Origin of the sequence: Formosa sp. S-31 (assembly GCF_051172795.1) — a bacterium.
In the GTDB taxonomy this organism is placed as follows: Bacteria; Bacteroidota; Bacteroidia; order Flavobacteriales; family Flavobacteriaceae; genus Formosa.
The window spans coordinates 93,422-111,166 of sequence record NZ_JAENDK010000007.1; the positions used below are offsets into that span (position 1 = coordinate 93,422).

Genomic DNA, 17,745 nt, shown 5'->3' on the forward strand with positions numbered 1-17,745 from the left:
TACAGAATCTTAAGACACAAACCTCTTGGATTTTGAATTTTGAGTATTGGAATTTCATCAATGAATTACAAAGCAGCATTACAAAACCCTGTATTTAAAATCATTTCGCAATCGGCTAAAGAACTTCAGTTAGACAGCTATGTTATTGGAGGCTTTGTTCGCGATTATATTTTAGAACGCGGTACAGCAAAAGATATAGATATAGTAGCCATAGGCAGTGGTATAGAACTTGCTAAGCAGGTGGCAAACAACTTACCTACAAAACCTAAAGTTCAGGTATTTAAAACCTATGGTACTGCAATGTTACGCTATAACGACATCGAAATAGAATTTGTTGGAGCCAGAAAAGAGTCTTATCAGGAAGATAGCCGAAACCCTATTGTGGAAGACGGCACTTTGGAAGATGACCAGAACCGTCGCGATTTCACCATAAATGCGCTTGCTTTAGATTTAAATGAAGACCGTTTTGGAGTTGTGCTCGATCCATTTAACGGTTTAGCAGATCTGGATAATGCAATCATTCGAACGCCTTTAAATCCGGATATTACTTACAGTGATGATCCGCTACGAATGATGCGTGCCATTCGCTTTGCCACACAGCTTAATTTTAAAATTGAAGACGAATCGTTAAAGGCTATTACACGTAATAACGATCGTATAAAAATAATTACCAAGGAGCGCATAGTCGTAGAATTAAACAAAATTTTAGAGAGCACAACGCCATCTATTGGCTTTTTACTTTTGGAACAAACCGGGCTTTTAAAATATATTTTACCCGAACTAACCGCATTAAAAGGGATTGATGAAGTTGAAGGTCAGCGCCATAAAGACAATTTTTACCACACCCTGGAAGTGGTAGATAACATTGCAGAGCACACCGATAATTTATGGTTAAGATGGGCTGCTTTATTACACGATATAGGAAAAGCACCTACCAAAAAATTCAATAAAAAAGTAGGTTGGACATTCCACGGTCACGAGTTTGAAGGTTCAAAAATGACATATCGCTTATTTAAACGATTAAAAATGCCATTAAATGACAAAATGAAATTTGTTCAGAAAATGGTGCTTATGAGTTCACGCCCTATAGTTTTAGCTCAGGACATAGTTACCGATTCGGCTGTAAGACGTTTAATTTTCGATGCAGGAGATGCCGTAGAAGATTTAATGACGCTTTGTGAAGCCGACATTACAACTAAAAACCCGAAGAAATTCAAGAAATACCACAACAATTTTAAGATTGTAAGAGATAAAATTGTTGAAGTTGAAGAACGCGACCATGTGCGTAATTTCCAACCTCCTATTACAGGCGAAGAAATTATGCAAACTTTCAACTTAAAGCCATCCAGAGAAATCGGTATTATAAAAGACAGTATTAAAGAGGCTATTCTGGAAGGTGATATACCAAACGAATATGAGGCCGCATTCGAACTTATGTTAAAAGAAGGAAAACGTCTTGGTTTACAAGTTGTTTCCTAATCCCCCACTATTAAAGCTATGAAAACAAAAGACAATAAGAAGGTTATTTACTGGTTATTAACGGGTTGTTTTTTAATTTTTATCATGGTAATTGTTGGTGGTATTACACGACTTACAGACTCCGGACTTTCAATTTCCAACTATAAATTAATTACCGGAACCATTCCGCCCATAGGAGAAGCAGAATGGCAGGAAGCTTTTAAGCTTTATCAGCAACATCCTGAGTTTAAACATTACAATTCACATTTCACGTTAGAGGATTTTAAGAGCATTTACTTCTGGGAATGGTTACACCGCCTGATAGGTAGAGTTATCGGTCTGGTATTCTTCTTCCCGTTTGTGTATTTTTTAGTGACCAAACAACTCACCAAATCCACAATAAAAAAGAGTATTATCCTTATGGGCTTAGGTGCTTTTCAAGGATTTTTGGGCTGGTACATGGTAAAAAGCGGATTGGTAGACATGCCCGATGTAAGCCATTTTAGATTGGCTGCGCACCTTACAACAGCATTTTTAACTTTTGCAGCCACACTATGGGTGGCACTGGATTTAATTTACCCCGAACACAAACCGGCAAACATTAAATTTCGAAATATTACTATCGTAGCTTATATTGCTTTAATAGTTCAAATCATTTACGGTGCCTTTGTTGCAGGACTAAAAGCCGGTTTAGTGCATAACCACTGGCCTTTAATGAACGAAGGCAAATTTATACACGAGTCGGCCTACATTGTGGAACCGTTTTATAAAAACTGGATAGAGAACCCTAGCGGCATACAATTTATACATCGCACATTCGCTTATGTCGTAGTATTTTTAATTGTGATGCTTTGGTATAAAGCAAGAAAAACTACACTTACGAGTCAACAAAAACAAGGTGTTAATTTACTTGTCGTCCTGGTTGGAGTTCAGTTTTTACTTGGAGTTTTAACCTTATTGTTTTACGTCCCTATCTGGTTGGGCGTACTACATCAGGTAGGCGCTTTTTTCCTGTTAAGCACCATGACATTTACCCTGCACCGCTTTAGCAAATAAGTATAAAATAGTATATTTGCGCTTTAAAATTTCAGCATGATTTACAGATTTAGAGTTATCCTAGACAACGATACCGAAGACGATGTTTTCCGCGATTTAGAAATCCGAAACACCGATACTTTAGAAGATTTACACAATGTAATTACCCAGTCTTTTGGGTTTGATGGTGCTGAAATGGCTTCATTTTACATGAGTGACGACCAATGGAATCAAGGTGAAGAATTTTCTCTGTTTGATTTAAGTGACGGTCTGGACGATGTAAGACTAATGAACGAAACTACATTAGACAGTATTCTAGATGAAAACCAGACCAAATTAATTTACGTTTACGATTTCTTTAGCATGTGGACATTTTTCGTGGAACTTGCCGAGATTGTAGACGAAATTGAAGGTGTGGACTACCCCAACCTTATGTTTGTTCACGGTCAAATTCCAGAACAGGCACCGGAAAAATCATTTGAAGCTGAAGACGAATTTGATGAATTCAACGATTTTGGTGACGACGAACTGGATTTTGATGATTACGACCAGATGGGCTTTGACGAAAACTGGAATTAAGAAAAACTCTTCATATTAACATCTTCGTAATTACGCTTAACAAAATCTAAAGCGTACTTTAAAATTTCCCCCATACTCGTACTATGCTTTATATGCATATCGTGAGTATAATTATAGATATCTAAAGCGAGTTGCTCAATATTTTCAGGTGTAGAAATAGTGTCGTATTTCATACAATGAATTAATTTAGTAAGTCGCTTTTGGTAACTTATAGCCCTCTTCGCTATAATGGAGCGTTCCTCTACCTTATACTGATCAATGGAGGCTTTGGTAATTTTATCCCTTACAAGATTAACCATAGTATTGTTTTCCTTAAAAAACTGAGGTCTGTAAATATTAAATTTCCCTTCGTAAGATTGCTGATCGAAATCTATTGCCCTGATTTTATACACCACATGATCGAAATCATGGGTTGGCACCACTACGTAATTGTAAGATCTCATATCTCCCAATAGCCGAATCATACAACGTTCGTTAAACTTAACAAACTCCTTAGCTATCTGAGATTTTTCTGAAGGCAAACAAAAAGGAAGCATATTCTTTATAAACTCGTCCCCTGGGATTCCTGCAATATGTTCCTCGATTAAAGTATCCTTATACACCAAAAAGTTAAGGCTGTTGGGCGATAACATATGTTCCAGCTCCAATCCGTAAATACGGGAAGAGTCGGCTTTTTTAACATAAAAATGTGTATAGTTATCGTTCAGCGTATTTCTGACTTTTATTCGAAAAGGCTTGGAATTTCCGAAAGTACAAAAGTCAATATGGTCTACACTCAAATACTGAAATATGTTTTCATTACCATCGGATACCAGATTGGAATAGACGCGTTTTAAACACAAATCTATTTCTTCGCGTTCAAACTCACTGTAATACACACGCAACCAAAGCGTATCTTCATCATCTTTATCATACACCACGATAGAACCTTGAAAGCGCAGTAAATCTTCATAAAAAATAGGTAACTTAAAGTTCCTGTTATATTCAGATAAATACTTATTTAATCTCGGGGTTATTGGGTAAGCGGGTTTCTTTTTTGAAATCTTTAAATCATCCATAGCCAAAATATTACTCAAATTTAAGCTTTTATTTCTTAGCTTGTAACAAATTTGATGCCGAGTCGTCATACTTGCATAACTAAAACTCATCCAATTTTGGAATCTATTTTAACCATTAACAATCTCACTAAAAAATTTGGTCCATTAACCGCCGTAAACAACCTATCATTTACTATAAACAAAGGCAATGTATATGGTATTCTGGGACCTAATGGCAGTGGAAAATCTACTACACTGGGCATTGTTTTAAATGTCGTGAATAAAACTTCCGGAAGTTTTAACTGGTTCGATGGCACTCTTAGTACTCATGAAGCTTTAAAAAAAGTCGGAGCCATTATAGAGCGTCCAAATTTTTATCCCTACATGACAGCAGAGCAAAACCTTAAGCTGGTATGTAAAATTAAAGGTATTGAATTTAGTAAAATAGATGAAAAACTTACGATCGTTGGTTTACAGGAACGTAAAAACAGCAAGTTCGAAACTTATTCTTTAGGGATGAAACAACGATTAGCTATTGCTTCTGCCCTTCTAAACGATCCGGAAATTTTAATTTTAGACGAACCAACAAACGGTTTGGATCCTCAGGGTATCCATCAGATTCGTGAAATTATAAAGCAAATTGCTAAAACAGGCACCACTATTCTATTAGCATCTCATTTGCTGGATGAAGTTGAAAAAGTCTGCTCGCATGTTGTTGTGTTGCGAAAAGGTGTTAATCTCTATTCGGGACGTGTTGACGAAATGATTTCAAGTCACGGGTTTTTAGAATTAAAATCAAATAACACTTCGGAGCTTATTGAGAGTTTGAAAGACAATCCGAAATTTGGAAGTATTTCTGAAGAACAAGATGTCATTCGAGTGTTTTTAAATGAACCTATGGAGGCATCGGAATTCAATGCGCTCATGTTTCAAAAAGGAATCGTTTTATCCCATCTGGTTAAACGCAAACAAAGTCTAGAAGAGCAATTTTTACAACTAACCGATAATAATTAAGAAAAACCAATATGTTACGACTTTTAAATTTAGAACTTCAGAAACTTCTACTTAACAGGGCCAGTAAAATATTGATTTTTATTTCTTTTATTTTACCGTTTACTGTACTTATTTTATCCTCTATAAAAATTAACTTCTTCGGTCTTTTCACCTTAGAACTGGGTGAATTAGGCATATTTAATTTTCCTATAATCTGGCATATTACCACGTTTTTTGCTTCTCAGTTCAAATTTTTCTTTGCAATAGTAGTAGTGAGCATGATAGGAAATGAATATAGCAACAAAACCATAAAGCAAAATTTAATAGACGGCTTAAGCAAAAAGGAATTTATACTCTCTAAATTTTACACCATTGTTTTCTTCTCATTAATTGCAACGGCGTTAATTGGTTTAGCCACATTTTTTATCGGGTTATATTATTCCAGTTATACTGAATTATCGATTATTTTTAGAGAAACCAGCTTTTTACTAGCCTATTTTGTAAAGCTTGTGGGCTTCTTTAGTCTCTGTTTATTTTTGGCTATGCTGGTAAAACGGTCTGCTTTTGCACTTGGAGCACTTTTTGTTTTATTTATTGCAGAATGGATTGCTTTTGGCTTAATGACCTGGCAGTTAAACATGGAGATAGCGGAGAAAATTCAAAGCTTCTTTCCTTTAAAATCCATGTACAATTTAATTAAGCAGCCGTTTCAAAGAGTTATGATTACCAAATTCCCGGAAAAAACAGATATGATGTACGATTATGCAGTACACGCCACAGATGTTTTTATTGTGCTACTTTGGACCGCTATTTTTGTATTTCTATCTTACAAATTATTAAAAAATAGAGATTTATGATATATTTAAGAACTAATAGCCTAGTTCTCAAATATTCATGAAATATACTTTAATAGCGATTGTATGTTTAATTTACAGTTTATCCTACGGTCAATATGAAGCTGCTAACTGGTATTTTGGCGATTATGCAGGTATTCATTTCGACTCCAACAGCGGAAAAGTTTCAGCGCATACAAATGGAAAATTAACGACCAAAGAAGGAGCTTCTTCCATTTCTGATAAAGATGGCAACCTTTTGTTTTATACCGATGGCAGTACCATTTTCACCAAGCACCACACCGTTATGCAAAATGGGACGGGTTTATATGGAGACGTTTCAAGTACTCAGTCGGCTTTAGTTGTACCTTCTCCGAATTCTACGGATATTTTTTATGTATTTACTGTAGACACCCAAATACACCAAGACGACCCCAATTACGGCTTCAATTACTCTGTGGTCGACTTATCTCTTGAAAGCGGTTTAGGATCTGTAACCCTAAAAAATCAAAATCTTCTTTCTCATAGTTCAGAGAAAGTTAGTGCTGTGGTAAAAGATTGCCAGACAAAATCTATCTGGGTGATTACACTTTCTACTGCTGCTGGGATAAACAATAATACTCCGCTTAACACATTTTATGCTTATGAAATTTCCGATACAGAATTAAATACCACACCCGTAACCTCTACTATTAACGCCAGTATAGATGACTCCAGAGGAGCTTTAAAATTTTCCCCTGACGGCACAAAACTCGCTTGTGCAAACATGAGAAGAGGTTTATTTCTATTCGATTTTGATGCAGATACAGGAAAGGTTTCTAATCAAAAATCTCTTAGTATAAAGGATTATAACAGTAACAACCCCTATGGCGTAGCCTTCTCGCCCAACAACCGTTTTCTGTATATTCATGCCTCTAACGATAATAATGGTAATAATGCAGATTTAGCTTCCAGTCATAATTCTGTTTTGGTGCAATATGATTTAGAAGCTGAAGACATTTCAAATTCTCAAATAATTCTTGATAATCAGAACCTTTACCGAGGAGCATTACAACTTGGTCCGGATGGTAAAATATACCGCGCTTTATCTGCGACTTACGATCAGGGGTTACCGTATCTGGGCGTTATAGAAAACCCGAACGCTAAAGGAACGGCTGCAAATTACAAACACAAAGCTATAGACCTGCAAGGAAAACGCTCTACACAGGGCCTGCCGCCTTTTATACAATCTTTTTTTAATCAGAAAATTGACATTATACATGCCAGCGATGGCGTTCCTACAAATCAGCTTTCTATTTGTGAAGGAGAAGAATACATTTTAAAAGCAGATAGCATTGCCAACGCGACCTATTCGTGGACTTTAAATGGAGTTCCTCTCACTAATGCTTCTACTCCATGGACTATGACTGTTAGTACTCCCGGTTTATATAAGGTTCTCATTTCTCCACAAAGCGGCACTATTTGTGATAATCTGGAAGGCGAAGCCCATGTCTCATTATCGAAAATTCCAGTGGCTAATGCACCTTCTGACTTAACAGACATTTGCGATACAAATAACGACAATACAGAAGTTATAGATCTAACTTTACAAAACGCCCAGATTTTAGACACTCAAAACCCAAATCAATTCAGAATTAAATATTTTACAAGTGAATTAAATGCCCTCTCCAATATTGAGGTAATTGCAAGCCCGGAAACATTCCAAACCGAATCTGCTATCCAAACCATTTATGCAAGAATAGAAAATATTGACAATCCGAATTGTTTTGACCTTACAGATTTCAACATTTCACTCATACCCAGCCCCAAATTAGCGACACAAGACATTAATTCCTGCGACGTTAGCTTCCCTTTTAACGATGGTTTAAGTATTTTTAATTTAAATAAAGGCATAGTTTCTTCGGAGGGAGACCTCACGTTTTACGAACAAGACCCTGAGGACAATCCTTCTACCAGTCCAATATCAACACTTTCTCAATTTGAAAATTCAACTCAAGCACAAAGGATTTATGTAAGAGCAACAAATAATAAAACAGGTTGTTACTCTGATGATTCATTTATTTTAAATGCTGTCGATGCCAGCAACCAAACCGAAACACTTTATTTCTGTACCAATTCAGAAATCACATTAAATATTTCAAATTTATCTGCACCTACTACAGGATACTCATATAAATGGTTTAAAAACGGAATAGAAATTTCCAACGCCACGCAATATTACTTTACAACAGATACTATCGGACAATATCAAATAGCTGTTAGGGATAATACAAGTAATTGTGTTGAATTAAAAACCTTTGTAGTTGAAGAATCTGGTCCGGCAATACTCGACAATATTGCGGTTAATGATGTTTCTGCTACCAACACCATTTCCTGTACTGTTACCGGAAAAGGCTCTTATGAATACGCGTTATACTACGGTGAAAAAGAAACTATTGATAAATCCATATATCGCGAATTTCAAAACAATTCTGTTTTCACGCATCTCCATCCGGGAATTTACACTTTAGCAGTTAGAGACATAAAAAATAATTGTGGTACTGCAGAACAAACGGTATACGTCGTAGGCTTTACTAAATATTTCAGTCCGAATGCAGACGGCTACAACGATACTTTCAAAATAGAAGGCGCCAGCGAAACCTTCATGACCAACTCTAAAGTCTATATTTTTGACCGCTTTGGTAAGCTAATAAAAGAAATGACGGCAAACGATGTCAGCTGGGATGGCACCTTTAAAGGCATACCTTTACCACAGGACGATTATTGGTTTTCTGCAACCTTAACAGACGGAAGGAATTACACATCGCACTTTACCTTAAAACGCTAAGTTATTACGTACAACAATCTTATAGGTATTTTGGCGTTATTATAAGGTGATTTACCTAAAAACCATATATTTGTAATTCATAAATTCACCACCCAACCTACTTCGAGTACATTTAAAGAAACAAACTGAACTTTAGTTGTTTATGAAAATACATTTTTACATTGTATGTCTATTTTTATTGATGGGTAAATCTGTATTTTCACAACAAGTTTCCATAAACAATTCCATTGGTTTACAAGATATTATTGAAAATAATTTAATTAATGGCTGTGTAGAAATTTCCAATATAAACTCACCTTATAACGGTAGTGTCATCGGATTGTCGAGTTATGGTTATTTTGAACAAAATAATTCTGGATTCCCATTCGAAAATGGTCTGGTACTCACCACTGGTAATGTAAATTCCATAGGTAGCCCCGAAATTGAGACCAATTTAGATGAAGGCAATCCAAGTTGGGGAACCGACCCCGATTTATCTGCGGTTACAGGAACCAACAATACGCTTAATGCCACCACAATCGAATTTGATTTTGAATCAATCACAAATACCTTAGAGTTTAATTACATTTTAGCCTCAGAAGAATACGGCACCCCCTTTCCTTGTACGCATGCAGATGGATTTGCTTTTTTAATTAAGGAAATCGGTGGTAGTTATAAAAACATTGCCGTATTACCTAATGGTACAGCTGTCAACACAAGTACGGTACAGGGTGGTTATCCAGGTCAATGTCCTCCCTCTAATATCGATTATTTTGATGGTTTAAATTTAGGCGACACCAATTTTAATGGTAGAACGAAAGTATTAACGGCAACTGCAAGTATTAAGCCAAATACCAAATATCACATTAAATTAATTATCGCCGACCAGGGCGATAGTTTTTACGATTCTGCAGTGTTTATACAAGGAAATAGTTTCAATGCTTCTGTGAATCTTGGAGAAGATTTTACAACTTGTATTCCCAAAACTCTAGATGCAGATATAGGTAACCCTAATGCCAGTTATACCTGGTACAAAGATGGTATAATAATTTCTGGAGCAAACAGTCCTAAACTTGCAGTGAATGCTACCGGAACTTATAAGGTTGAAATAGACATTAATTTAAATGGTTTATCCTGCCCGATAGAAGATGAGATTAAAATTCAGTTTAATGATGCTATTTTCATAGATTCTGATTTAGATTTTACCCGATGCGATAACGATGGCAATGGATCTGAAATTTTTGATCTCTCCAATTATAATCAGGATGTAATAGACCAGATTGAAACAGCCATTCAGGATAGCGGCTATAATATATCTTTTCACAATTCACAGCAGGACGCTGAAAGCAACAGCAATCCCATCACTACATCGGTTACAGTTAACTCCGGAAATACAAAGCCCATTTTCACTCGCATATCCGGAAAAGAATTCGACTGTATAGCCTATGTGAAATTCGATCTGGTTGTTAATACCAAACCCAATATTAATACAGATATTGAAGCCTTCCGCTGCGAAGATGATGTAACGTTTAGCCTTAATAGTTTAGACGATCAATTTATAAGCGGAGATTCAAACTTAAAAGTAACCTATCATTATACCAGAGAACAAGCGGAACTCGGTATTAGACCCATAACCGACTCATATAGGAACACAAACCCGGAAGACACATTATACGTTCGTGTAGAAGATGAAAATACTGGCTGTATCAGTTTAACAACCTTGAAGATTTCGGAAATCCCAAGTCCTGATTTTAATACAACTAACAATTCGGTTGTAGCAGGATGTGAAATAACTACCGGCAATGTAAACTTCGATTTAACTGAATCCCTCGATGATATTCTAAATGGGTTAAATCCAAATGATTTTGACATTAGCTACTATTACACCGAAGCAGGAGCCCAAACACAAGATCCTAACGACGAAATTACCGACCCTACAAATTATCTTACCAGTGACCCGGAAATTATTTTCATACGCATTATCCCTAAAAACGGAAGTTGTCCTTCTATAGTTCTGGTTGATGTTTACCCAAACATTTTACTTACTCTGGAATCGGAATTAACAGATTATGCCAACTGTGGTGGATCTACTTTCGACTTGTTTATTATTGCTAACGACATCGTTAAAGGCATAGAAGATATTAAAATTACCTTTTATGAAGATGCTGCCCGAACTATTGAAATTATTAAAACAGATAATTATACCATACCAAATAATGCCACGCGACAAACAATTTATCTGTCTTTAAGTTTAGACAACTGCCCAACACCTGCCGAAGGAAAGTTTGATATTTATGAAGCTGATGCTATGGATTATTACGTTCCTGAAAACTTGCAGCACTGTAGCAACTCGCCAACTATAGACCTGAATGAAATTTCAGATTTAATTGATTATAACGCAAACGGCTACGATATACAATTCTATTTAAATGAAACCGACAGAGACCTTAACACAAACAAGCTCCAACCCTATTTCGATTACGACAAATCTCTGAACGAGATTCAACTTTGGGCCAGAATTACACAAAATATTAAAGACAATATAACCAATGAGGGCGTATGTTTTGACGACATCGATTTTAACATAGAAATTAATACACTCCCTACTGTAGATTTAACTTCTAATAACTTTCAGTACTGTGTTCCCGGAACAACTCAGCTCATTACACTGGACATGGTGATGGACGAACTAAAATCCATTTCCTCTCCGGCCGATGTCATCATTATGTTATATCTAAATCAGGCAGATGCCATAGAAGGGAACTCCAACTTTATTGCAAATCCAGAATCTTTTGAAACTTCATCTGCAACATTATTTAGCCGGGTAAGTAATGCAGACAATAGCTCCTGTGCCCTTATAGACCAGATAAATGTGGAAATTTACAAACAACCAGAATTTTCCGATCAGGACACTTTTTTTGAATGCGGATTAAACACCTTTCTTATCGCCGATATTTCGCCAACAAAACTACTTACCAATTTTTCTTCGGAAATTGACATTAAATTCTATGACAGCGAGCAAGCTTACATTAATGGAGAAGCGCCATACAGCCGAACTAAAAAAATTGATGTTTCTTCCGGCCCTGTAACTATTTTTTGTCTGGCAACAAACGTAAATAACAGAGCCTGCGAAATCTCTAAAACCATAACACTTTCAACAGATAGTTATCCGGAATATTCTGAACCAACCGACTTTTATGTCTGTCTCGAGGTAAATAATATAGATGTTATTTTAGATTTAAATGAAAAAATTGACGAAATAAGTTCTGGTCACTCACGTCCACTGGATATTACGTTTTACGAGACTGTACAAAATGCTGAAATGCGTATCAATCAACTTCCGCTATTATACAGTAATTCCAAGGATCTTTTCGAATTACATGCCAGAATTGAAAACGAGGGCAACACAGATTGTTACGAAATAGTATCTTTTGGAGTCTATTCCGCCCTCATGCCAAACATTTCTAAGGCTACACCTGTTACTGCCTGCGCTACAGACTATTCTGGAGATAACGTAGTATTCGATTTAACTGCAACCAGTTTCGAAATATACGATGTAAGACCAGACGATTTAATTGTAAAATACTTCGAATCTTTAAGCGATATTCCTGAACCTCATATTTTAAGAGCTCCTGACAGTATTACAACAGATATTGATAACCCTGAAGCCTATTTAAAAATCTCTAACACTCAGACAGAAGTTTACCTCGTGGTTATAAATACGGCCACTGGATGTTTTGAAGCTGAGCCTATTGAATTAATAAGTATCCCTCCGCCTCCTACCAAAGATTTAAGTGAATTTCAATTCTGCGAAGATGGCTCGGGAACTATTGATTTAAGTTCTATTAACAACCGTTTGGTTTATAATTTGGAAGACGTCACTATCACCTACTTTTCTAACAATACAGATCCATCTGATAATATTAACCCAGTAGATTCCTTTTACAATTATATTGCAAATGGAGTGTCTTTGTTTGCCCGCATACAAAGTATTGAAACCGGCTGCTACTTTATTAAAGCCTTAACCCTATTTCCGTATTCTACTCCATATGGTCCTGATTTAACTGTAACAGCAAATGCGACATCATTTTTATCGAACAACACAGTAAGTGTTTCTGTAACTGGAGGAAGTGGTGATTACGTTTATAGTATTGACAACGGCACACCACAAGCTTCAAATCAGTTTGAGAACGTAGCTCTGGGTCAGCACAGTATTACCGTAAAAGATATCGCCGGTTGTGCTGAAGGCGAAGTTTTAGTACAGGTAATAGATATCCCGAAATACTTTACACCTAATCACGATGGATTTCACGATACCTGGCACATTATAGGTATAGAAAACCTGCCCGGTACAATGGTATATATTTATGACCGCTTTGGAAAAATTTTAACTACTTTAGAATCGGATGCTCCTGGTTGGGATGGTCTTTATCGCGGTCGGCCAATGCCTACAGACGATTACTGGTATGTAGCCGACATCGTTCAGAACGGAGAAGAATTTCAGGTTAAAGGGCATTTTTCCTTAAAACGATAAGGTTAAAAATTACTTCTACAGTTTATCCTGCCAAAGAAATACATTATTTTTGACCTATGCGATTCAAAATAAAATCAGAGTTCGAACCTACAGGAGATCAGCCTTCTGCTATAAAGCAATTAACAGAAGGCATAAATGCCAATGAAAAATACCAGACACTTTTGGGTGTTACAGGATCGGGTAAAACCTTTACCGTTGCCAATGTAGTACAGGAAGTACAAAAGCCTACTTTAGTATTGGCACATAACAAAACTCTGGCGGCACAGTTGTATTCTGAATTTAAACAATTCTTTCCAGACAATGCGGTAGAATATTTCGTATCCTATTACGACTATTACCAACCGGAGGCCTATATCCCGGTATCCGGAACCTATATCGAAAAGGATTTATCGATTAACGAAGAGATTGAAAAATTACGATTAAGCACCACATCATCACTGTTATCGGGAAGGCGAGATGTTTTAGTTGTCGCTTCAGTTTCCTGCTTATATGGTATTGGAAACCCTGTTGAATTTCAAAAAAACGTGATTTCTCTGGAACGGGATCAGGTTATATCTAGAACTAAATTATTACATCGCTTAGTACAGAGTTTGTATGCCAGAACTGAAGCTGAATTTAACCATGGAAATTTCAGAATAAAAGGCGATACCGTAGATGTGTTTCCTAGTTATGCTGACGATGCTTTCCGAATTCATTTTTTTGGTGATGAAATAGAAGAAATAGAAGCTTTTAATGTTCAGACCAATGAGGTTATTGAAAAATACGACCGTTTAAACATATATCCGGCGAACATGTTTGTAACCTCTCCGGAAGTCCTTCAAAACGCTATTAAAGATATTCAGGATGATTTAGTAAAACAACACGATTACTTTAAAGAGATTGGAAAACATTTAGAAGCCAAGCGACTTAAAGAACGTACTGAATTTGACCTGGAAATGATTAGAGAATTAGGGTATTGTTCTGGTATTGAAAACTATTCAAGATATCTTGATGGCAGACAACCCGGGACACGCCCGTTCTGTTTATTGGATTATTTCCCCGATGATTACTTAATGGTTGTAGACGAAAGCCACGTTACCATTTCTCAGGTTCACGCCATGTATGGTGGAGATCGCAGCAGAAAGGAAAATTTAGTGGATTATGGATTTAGACTCCCTGCTGCAATGGATAACCGTCCTTTAAAATTTGAAGAGTTTGAAGCGCTTCAAAATCAGGTGATTTATGTGAGTGCCACGCCTGCCGATTACGAATTACAAAAAAGCGACGGAATTTATGTGGAACAAGTCATAAGACCAACAGGACTTTTAGATCCGATTATCGAAGTGCGGCCAAGTTTAAATCAAATAGATGATCTAATTGAAGAAATCCAGCTTCGGGTAGAAAAAGATGAACGCACTTTAGTAACGACGTTAACCAAGCGTATGGCAGAAGAATTAACAAAATATCTGGATCGCATACAAGTACGATGCCGTTACATACACAGCGATGTAGATACTCTGGAACGTGTAGAAATTATGCAGGATTTACGAAAAGGCTTGTTTGACGTTTTAGTTGGTGTAAACCTGTTAAGAGAAGGTCTGGATTTACCGGAAGTCTCCTTAGTGGCCATTTTGGATGCGGATAAAGAAGGCTTTCTGAGATCCGCACGATCTTTAACTCAAACTGTAGGACGAGCCGCAAGAAACCTCAACGGAAAAGCTATTATGTATGCTGATAAAATTACAAACAGCATGCAAAAAACCATAGATGAGACGAACTACAGACGAGAGAAACAAATCAATTACAATACTAAACACAATTTAACGCCTAAAGCTCTTAATAAAAACTTGGATAGTGCTCTTGCCAAAAATTCTGTAAGCACTTACCATTACGAAATAGAAGCTAAAAAAGCCGCTGAGCCAGAAAGCGAATACTTATCTAAACCCCAGTTAGAGAAAAAAATAAAAGAAAAACGTAAGCTCATGGAAAATGCTGCCAAAGAACTTGATTTTATGTTAGCCGCAAAATACAGAGACGAAATAAAAAACTATCAGGATAAATTAGACCAGTTAAAGTAGTCTTAATTATACTGAACTTTAAATATGTCAATCAAAACATCTGGAGGTACTATTTTATTAGGAAATCCATCCATTAAATAAAGCACCTTATTTATAGATTCATGACTTAACCCCATTCGTAACCCAAAATCGAATAATTTTATAATATCTTTTTCGGTACGTTGATTGTCTAAATTCATTAAAAGCACCAACCTGTGAAACTGCACGATGCGTTCACTGTATGATTCAACATGCTTGTAAGCGATAGGATGTTTAATTAAATAATCGAAATCTTCCTTTGAAATATCCAATTGCTGAGATACTCCTAAAAGAAAATTATATTCAATGGATTTAATACTTGCATCTGTTTTTGCGAATGCTATCATTTCCGATAACAAACTCAATTTTTCAACACGATTTATCATAAAAGAGGGAGTAAAATTTATAATATCATAAAGTTACCGATAATAGATTTTTTATAATCATGCATAAAATGTATCTTATCGAAAAGTAGTATGTTTTTAATCGGTTATTCCACCGCTTTCATCCAACTTAACACATTAATAATGTGATGATTACAAATATTATTTTAAACTTTTCTAAATAAAAAGCACTAAAAAACAAACACATAAACACCTGAAAAACAATAAGTTAAATCATTTAACAAAATTGATATTTTGAATAAACTTTTAGAGAAAAAACGACAAAAAAATGGCTAATTTTGAAAATTCTCCAAAACGTCAACTGTACTTTTTCTAAAAAGGTTTAAGTTCAACTATTTGGATTATAGAAAAACAGAAGAATTATGACTAATAATGATATTTTAAAAAAATTACGTGTTGCCCATAAACTAAGAGACGAAGATATAGTAAATATCTTAGCCCTTGTAGACTTTAGAATTAGCAAAAGTGAATTGGGCGCATTTTTCAGACGAGAAGACCATCCTAAATATATGGAATGTGGCGACCAGATTCTTCGTAATTTTTTAAACGGGCTGGTAATTCATTTACGAGGGCCAATGCCTAAAAAGGAAACGAAACCTAAAAAAGATAATTTGGAAAAAGATTCCAAGAAATTAAAATCCGGAACCAAAAAGAATTTCAAAAATTCACCATCAAATAAAAAAGCGTCTGACAATTAAGTCAGACGCTTTTTTAAATATTATGATTGCTTAAAATATTAAGCTAAAACTTCCTGTACTTTATCAGCAGCTTCCTGGAATTCAGTAGCACTTAAAACGGCTAATCCGGAATTGTCGATTAATTCTTTAGCAATATCAGCATTTGTTCCTTGTAAACGTACAATAATTGGCACGTTTATGTTACCCATATTTTTATAAGCATCAATAACACCTTGTGCCACACGGTCACAACGTACAATACCACCAAAAATATTAATAAGGATAGCTTTTACGTTAGGATCTTTTAAAATGATTTTAAACGCAGCTTCAACACGAGCAGCATCTGCAGTACCACCAACATCCAAGAAGTTAGCTGGTTCTCCACCTGCCTGCTTAATTAAATCCATCGTTGCCATAGCTAAGCCTGCACCGTTTACCATACATCCCACATTTCCATCTAAATCTACGTAGTTTAATCCTACTTCTTTAGCTTCAACTTCAATAGGGTTTTCTTCTCTTAAATCACGTAAATCTGTGTAATCTTTATGTCTGTAAAGTGCATTATCATCGATAGTTACTTTAGCATCTACAGCTAAAATTTTATTATCACTGGTTTTCAAAACCGGGTTAATTTCAAATAAAGAAGAATCAGACTTTACATAAGCAGTATATAAACTTGTAACGAACTTAGTCATTTCTTTAAATGCATTACCAGACAAACCTAAGTTAAAAGCAATACGTCTGGCCTGAAATGGTAAAATTCCAACTGCAGGATCTACTTCTTCAGTAAAAATTAAATGTGGAGTTTCCTCTGCAACAGTTTCAATATCCATTCCACCTTCTGTAGAATACATAATCATATTACGACCAGTACCACGATTTAATAAAACAGACATATAAAATTCTTCTGTTTCACTTTCTCCAGGATAGTAAACATCTTCGGCAATTAATACCTGGTGTACTTTTTTACCTTCAGCAGAAGTTTGAGGTGTAACAAGGTTCATCCCTATAATTTGACCTGAAAGCGCTTCTACTTCTTGTAAATTTTTGGCAAGTTTAACTCCACCACCTTTTCCACGTCCACCGGCGTGAACCTGAGCTTTAACAACATACCAGCTGGTTCCTGTTTCTGATGTTAAATGTTTTGCAGCTGTAACGGCTTCTTGAGCATTTTGAGCAACAATACCTCTTTGAATACGTACGCCAAAACTACTTAAAATTTCTTTTCCTTGATATTCGTGTAAATTCATTAGTGTCTAAATTTAATGCAAACAAAAGTAAACATCCTATATCGTTTTACCAATATTTTTTCTC

12 protein-coding genes are annotated in these 17,745 nt (G+C 35.9%); 9 read left to right on the forward strand and 3 right to left on the reverse strand.

Going from position 1 to position 17,745, the window contains the following annotated elements:
- Window positions 1–60 precede the first annotated feature (60 nt).
- From I3217_RS08725 to I3217_RS08735, 3 genes are read left to right on the forward strand one after another with little or no spacing between them, the layout of a single operon-like run.
- Window positions 61–1,479 carry a CCA tRNA nucleotidyltransferase gene (locus tag I3217_RS08725; RefSeq protein WP_435049377.1) on the forward strand — a complete coding sequence of 473 codons (1,419 nt, stop codon included), beginning with the start codon at window positions 61–63 and terminating at the stop codon, window positions 1,477–1,479.
- 18 nt (window positions 1,480–1,497) lie between these two features.
- Entirely contained in the window at window positions 1,498–2,514 is a 1,017-nt protein-coding gene (locus tag I3217_RS08730; protein WP_435049378.1) for a COX15/CtaA family protein, read from the forward strand.
- Window positions 2,515–2,550: 36 nt separating this feature from the next.
- The gene (locus I3217_RS08735; RefSeq protein ID WP_435049379.1) at window positions 2,551–3,072 is read left to right on the forward strand and encodes an IS1096 element passenger TnpR family protein; all 522 of its coding nucleotides are present in this window, start codon (window positions 2,551–2,553) and stop codon (window positions 3,070–3,072) included.
- Here I3217_RS08735 and I3217_RS08740 read toward each other — a convergent pair.
- Window positions 3,069–4,130 (reverse strand): hypothetical protein, encoded by a 1,062-nt coding sequence (locus tag I3217_RS08740; RefSeq protein ID WP_435049547.1) that lies wholly within the window; start codon window positions 4,128–4,130, stop codon window positions 3,069–3,071. The genes I3217_RS08735 and I3217_RS08740 overlap by 4 nt on opposite strands.
- A 96-nt stretch (window positions 4,131–4,226) precedes the next feature.
- On the opposite strand from I3217_RS08740, the gene I3217_RS08745 reads away from it, so the two are divergent.
- The 5 genes from I3217_RS08745 (at window position 4,227) to uvrB (ending at window position 15,332) form a co-directional block, all read left to right on the forward strand.
- Window positions 4,227–5,123: an ABC transporter ATP-binding protein gene (locus I3217_RS08745; RefSeq protein ID WP_435049380.1), complete on the forward strand. Its 897-nt coding sequence runs from the start codon at window positions 4,227–4,229 to the stop codon at window positions 5,121–5,123.
- Between the two features lie 11 nt (window positions 5,124–5,134).
- Window positions 5,135–5,959 (forward strand): ABC transporter permease, encoded by an 825-nt coding sequence (locus tag I3217_RS08750; RefSeq protein ID WP_435049381.1) that lies wholly within the window; start codon window positions 5,135–5,137, stop codon window positions 5,957–5,959.
- 37 nt (window positions 5,960–5,996) lie between these two features.
- A complete protein-coding gene (locus I3217_RS08755; protein ID WP_435049382.1) occupies window positions 5,997–8,762 on the forward strand; it encodes a T9SS type B sorting domain-containing protein in 2,766 nt (921 codons plus the stop codon).
- Window positions 8,763–8,904: 142 nt separating this feature from the next.
- The gene (locus I3217_RS08760) at window positions 8,905–13,275 is read left to right on the forward strand and encodes a choice-of-anchor L domain-containing protein (protein ID WP_435049383.1); all 4,371 of its coding nucleotides are present in this window, start codon (window positions 8,905–8,907) and stop codon (window positions 13,273–13,275) included.
- 56 nt (window positions 13,276–13,331) lie between these two features.
- Window positions 13,332–15,332, forward strand: a complete 2,001-nt coding sequence (gene uvrB, locus I3217_RS08765) for an excinuclease ABC subunit UvrB (RefSeq protein ID WP_435049384.1) — start codon at window positions 13,332–13,334, stop codon at window positions 15,330–15,332.
- A 2-nt stretch (window positions 15,333–15,334) separates the two neighbouring features.
- Here uvrB and I3217_RS08770 read toward each other — a convergent pair whose 3' ends face one another.
- Window positions 15,335–15,736 carry a TerB family tellurite resistance protein gene (locus I3217_RS08770; protein ID WP_435049385.1) on the reverse strand — a complete coding sequence of 134 codons (402 nt, stop codon included), beginning with the start codon at window positions 15,734–15,736 and terminating at the stop codon, window positions 15,335–15,337.
- A 380-nt stretch (window positions 15,737–16,116) separates the two neighbouring features.
- On the opposite strand from I3217_RS08770, the gene I3217_RS08775 reads away from it, so the two are divergent.
- Window positions 16,117–16,452: a DUF1456 family protein gene (locus I3217_RS08775; protein ID WP_435049386.1), complete on the forward strand. Its 336-nt coding sequence runs from the start codon at window positions 16,117–16,119 to the stop codon at window positions 16,450–16,452.
- A 38-nt stretch (window positions 16,453–16,490) separates the two neighbouring features.
- On the opposite strand, the gene sucC is transcribed toward I3217_RS08775, so the two are convergent.
- Window positions 16,491–17,681 carry an ADP-forming succinate--CoA ligase subunit beta gene (sucC, locus tag I3217_RS08780; protein WP_435049387.1) on the reverse strand — a complete coding sequence of 397 codons (1,191 nt, stop codon included), beginning with the start codon at window positions 17,679–17,681 and terminating at the stop codon, window positions 16,491–16,493.
- Window positions 17,682–17,745: the final 64 nt, after the last annotated feature.

What these genes read in the sequence shown, in the direction of transcription:
- I3217_RS08725 (WP_435049377.1), top strand. Translation starts at nt 61, where the DNA reads ATGAATTACAAAGCAGCATTACAAAACCCTGTATTTAAAATCATTTCG.
- I3217_RS08750 (WP_435049381.1), top strand. Translation starts at nt 5,135, where the DNA reads ATGTTACGACTTTTAAATTTAGAACTTCAGAAACTTCTACTTAACAGG.
- I3217_RS08730 (WP_435049378.1), top strand. Translation starts at nt 1,498, where the DNA reads ATGAAAACAAAAGACAATAAGAAGGTTATTTACTGGTTATTAACGGGT.
- I3217_RS08735 (WP_435049379.1), top strand. Translation starts at nt 2,551, where the DNA reads ATGATTTACAGATTTAGAGTTATCCTAGACAACGATACCGAAGACGAT.
- I3217_RS08775 (WP_435049386.1), top strand. Translation starts at nt 16,117, where the DNA reads ATGACTAATAATGATATTTTAAAAAAATTACGTGTTGCCCATAAACTA.
- I3217_RS08740 (WP_435049547.1), bottom strand. Translation starts at nt 4,130, where the DNA reads ATGGATGATTTAAAGATTTCAAAAAAGAAACCCGCTTACCCAATAACC.
- I3217_RS08760 (WP_435049383.1), top strand. Translation starts at nt 8,905, where the DNA reads ATGAAAATACATTTTTACATTGTATGTCTATTTTTATTGATGGGTAAA.
- I3217_RS08770 (WP_435049385.1), bottom strand. Translation starts at nt 15,736, where the DNA reads ATGATAAATCGTGTTGAAAAATTGAGTTTGTTATCGGAAATGATAGCA.
- sucC (WP_435049387.1), bottom strand. Translation starts at nt 17,681, where the DNA reads ATGAATTTACACGAATATCAAGGAAAAGAAATTTTAAGTAGTTTTGGC.
- I3217_RS08755 (WP_435049382.1), top strand. Translation starts at nt 5,997, where the DNA reads ATGAAATATACTTTAATAGCGATTGTATGTTTAATTTACAGTTTATCC.
- uvrB (WP_435049384.1), top strand. Translation starts at nt 13,332, where the DNA reads ATGCGATTCAAAATAAAATCAGAGTTCGAACCTACAGGAGATCAGCCT.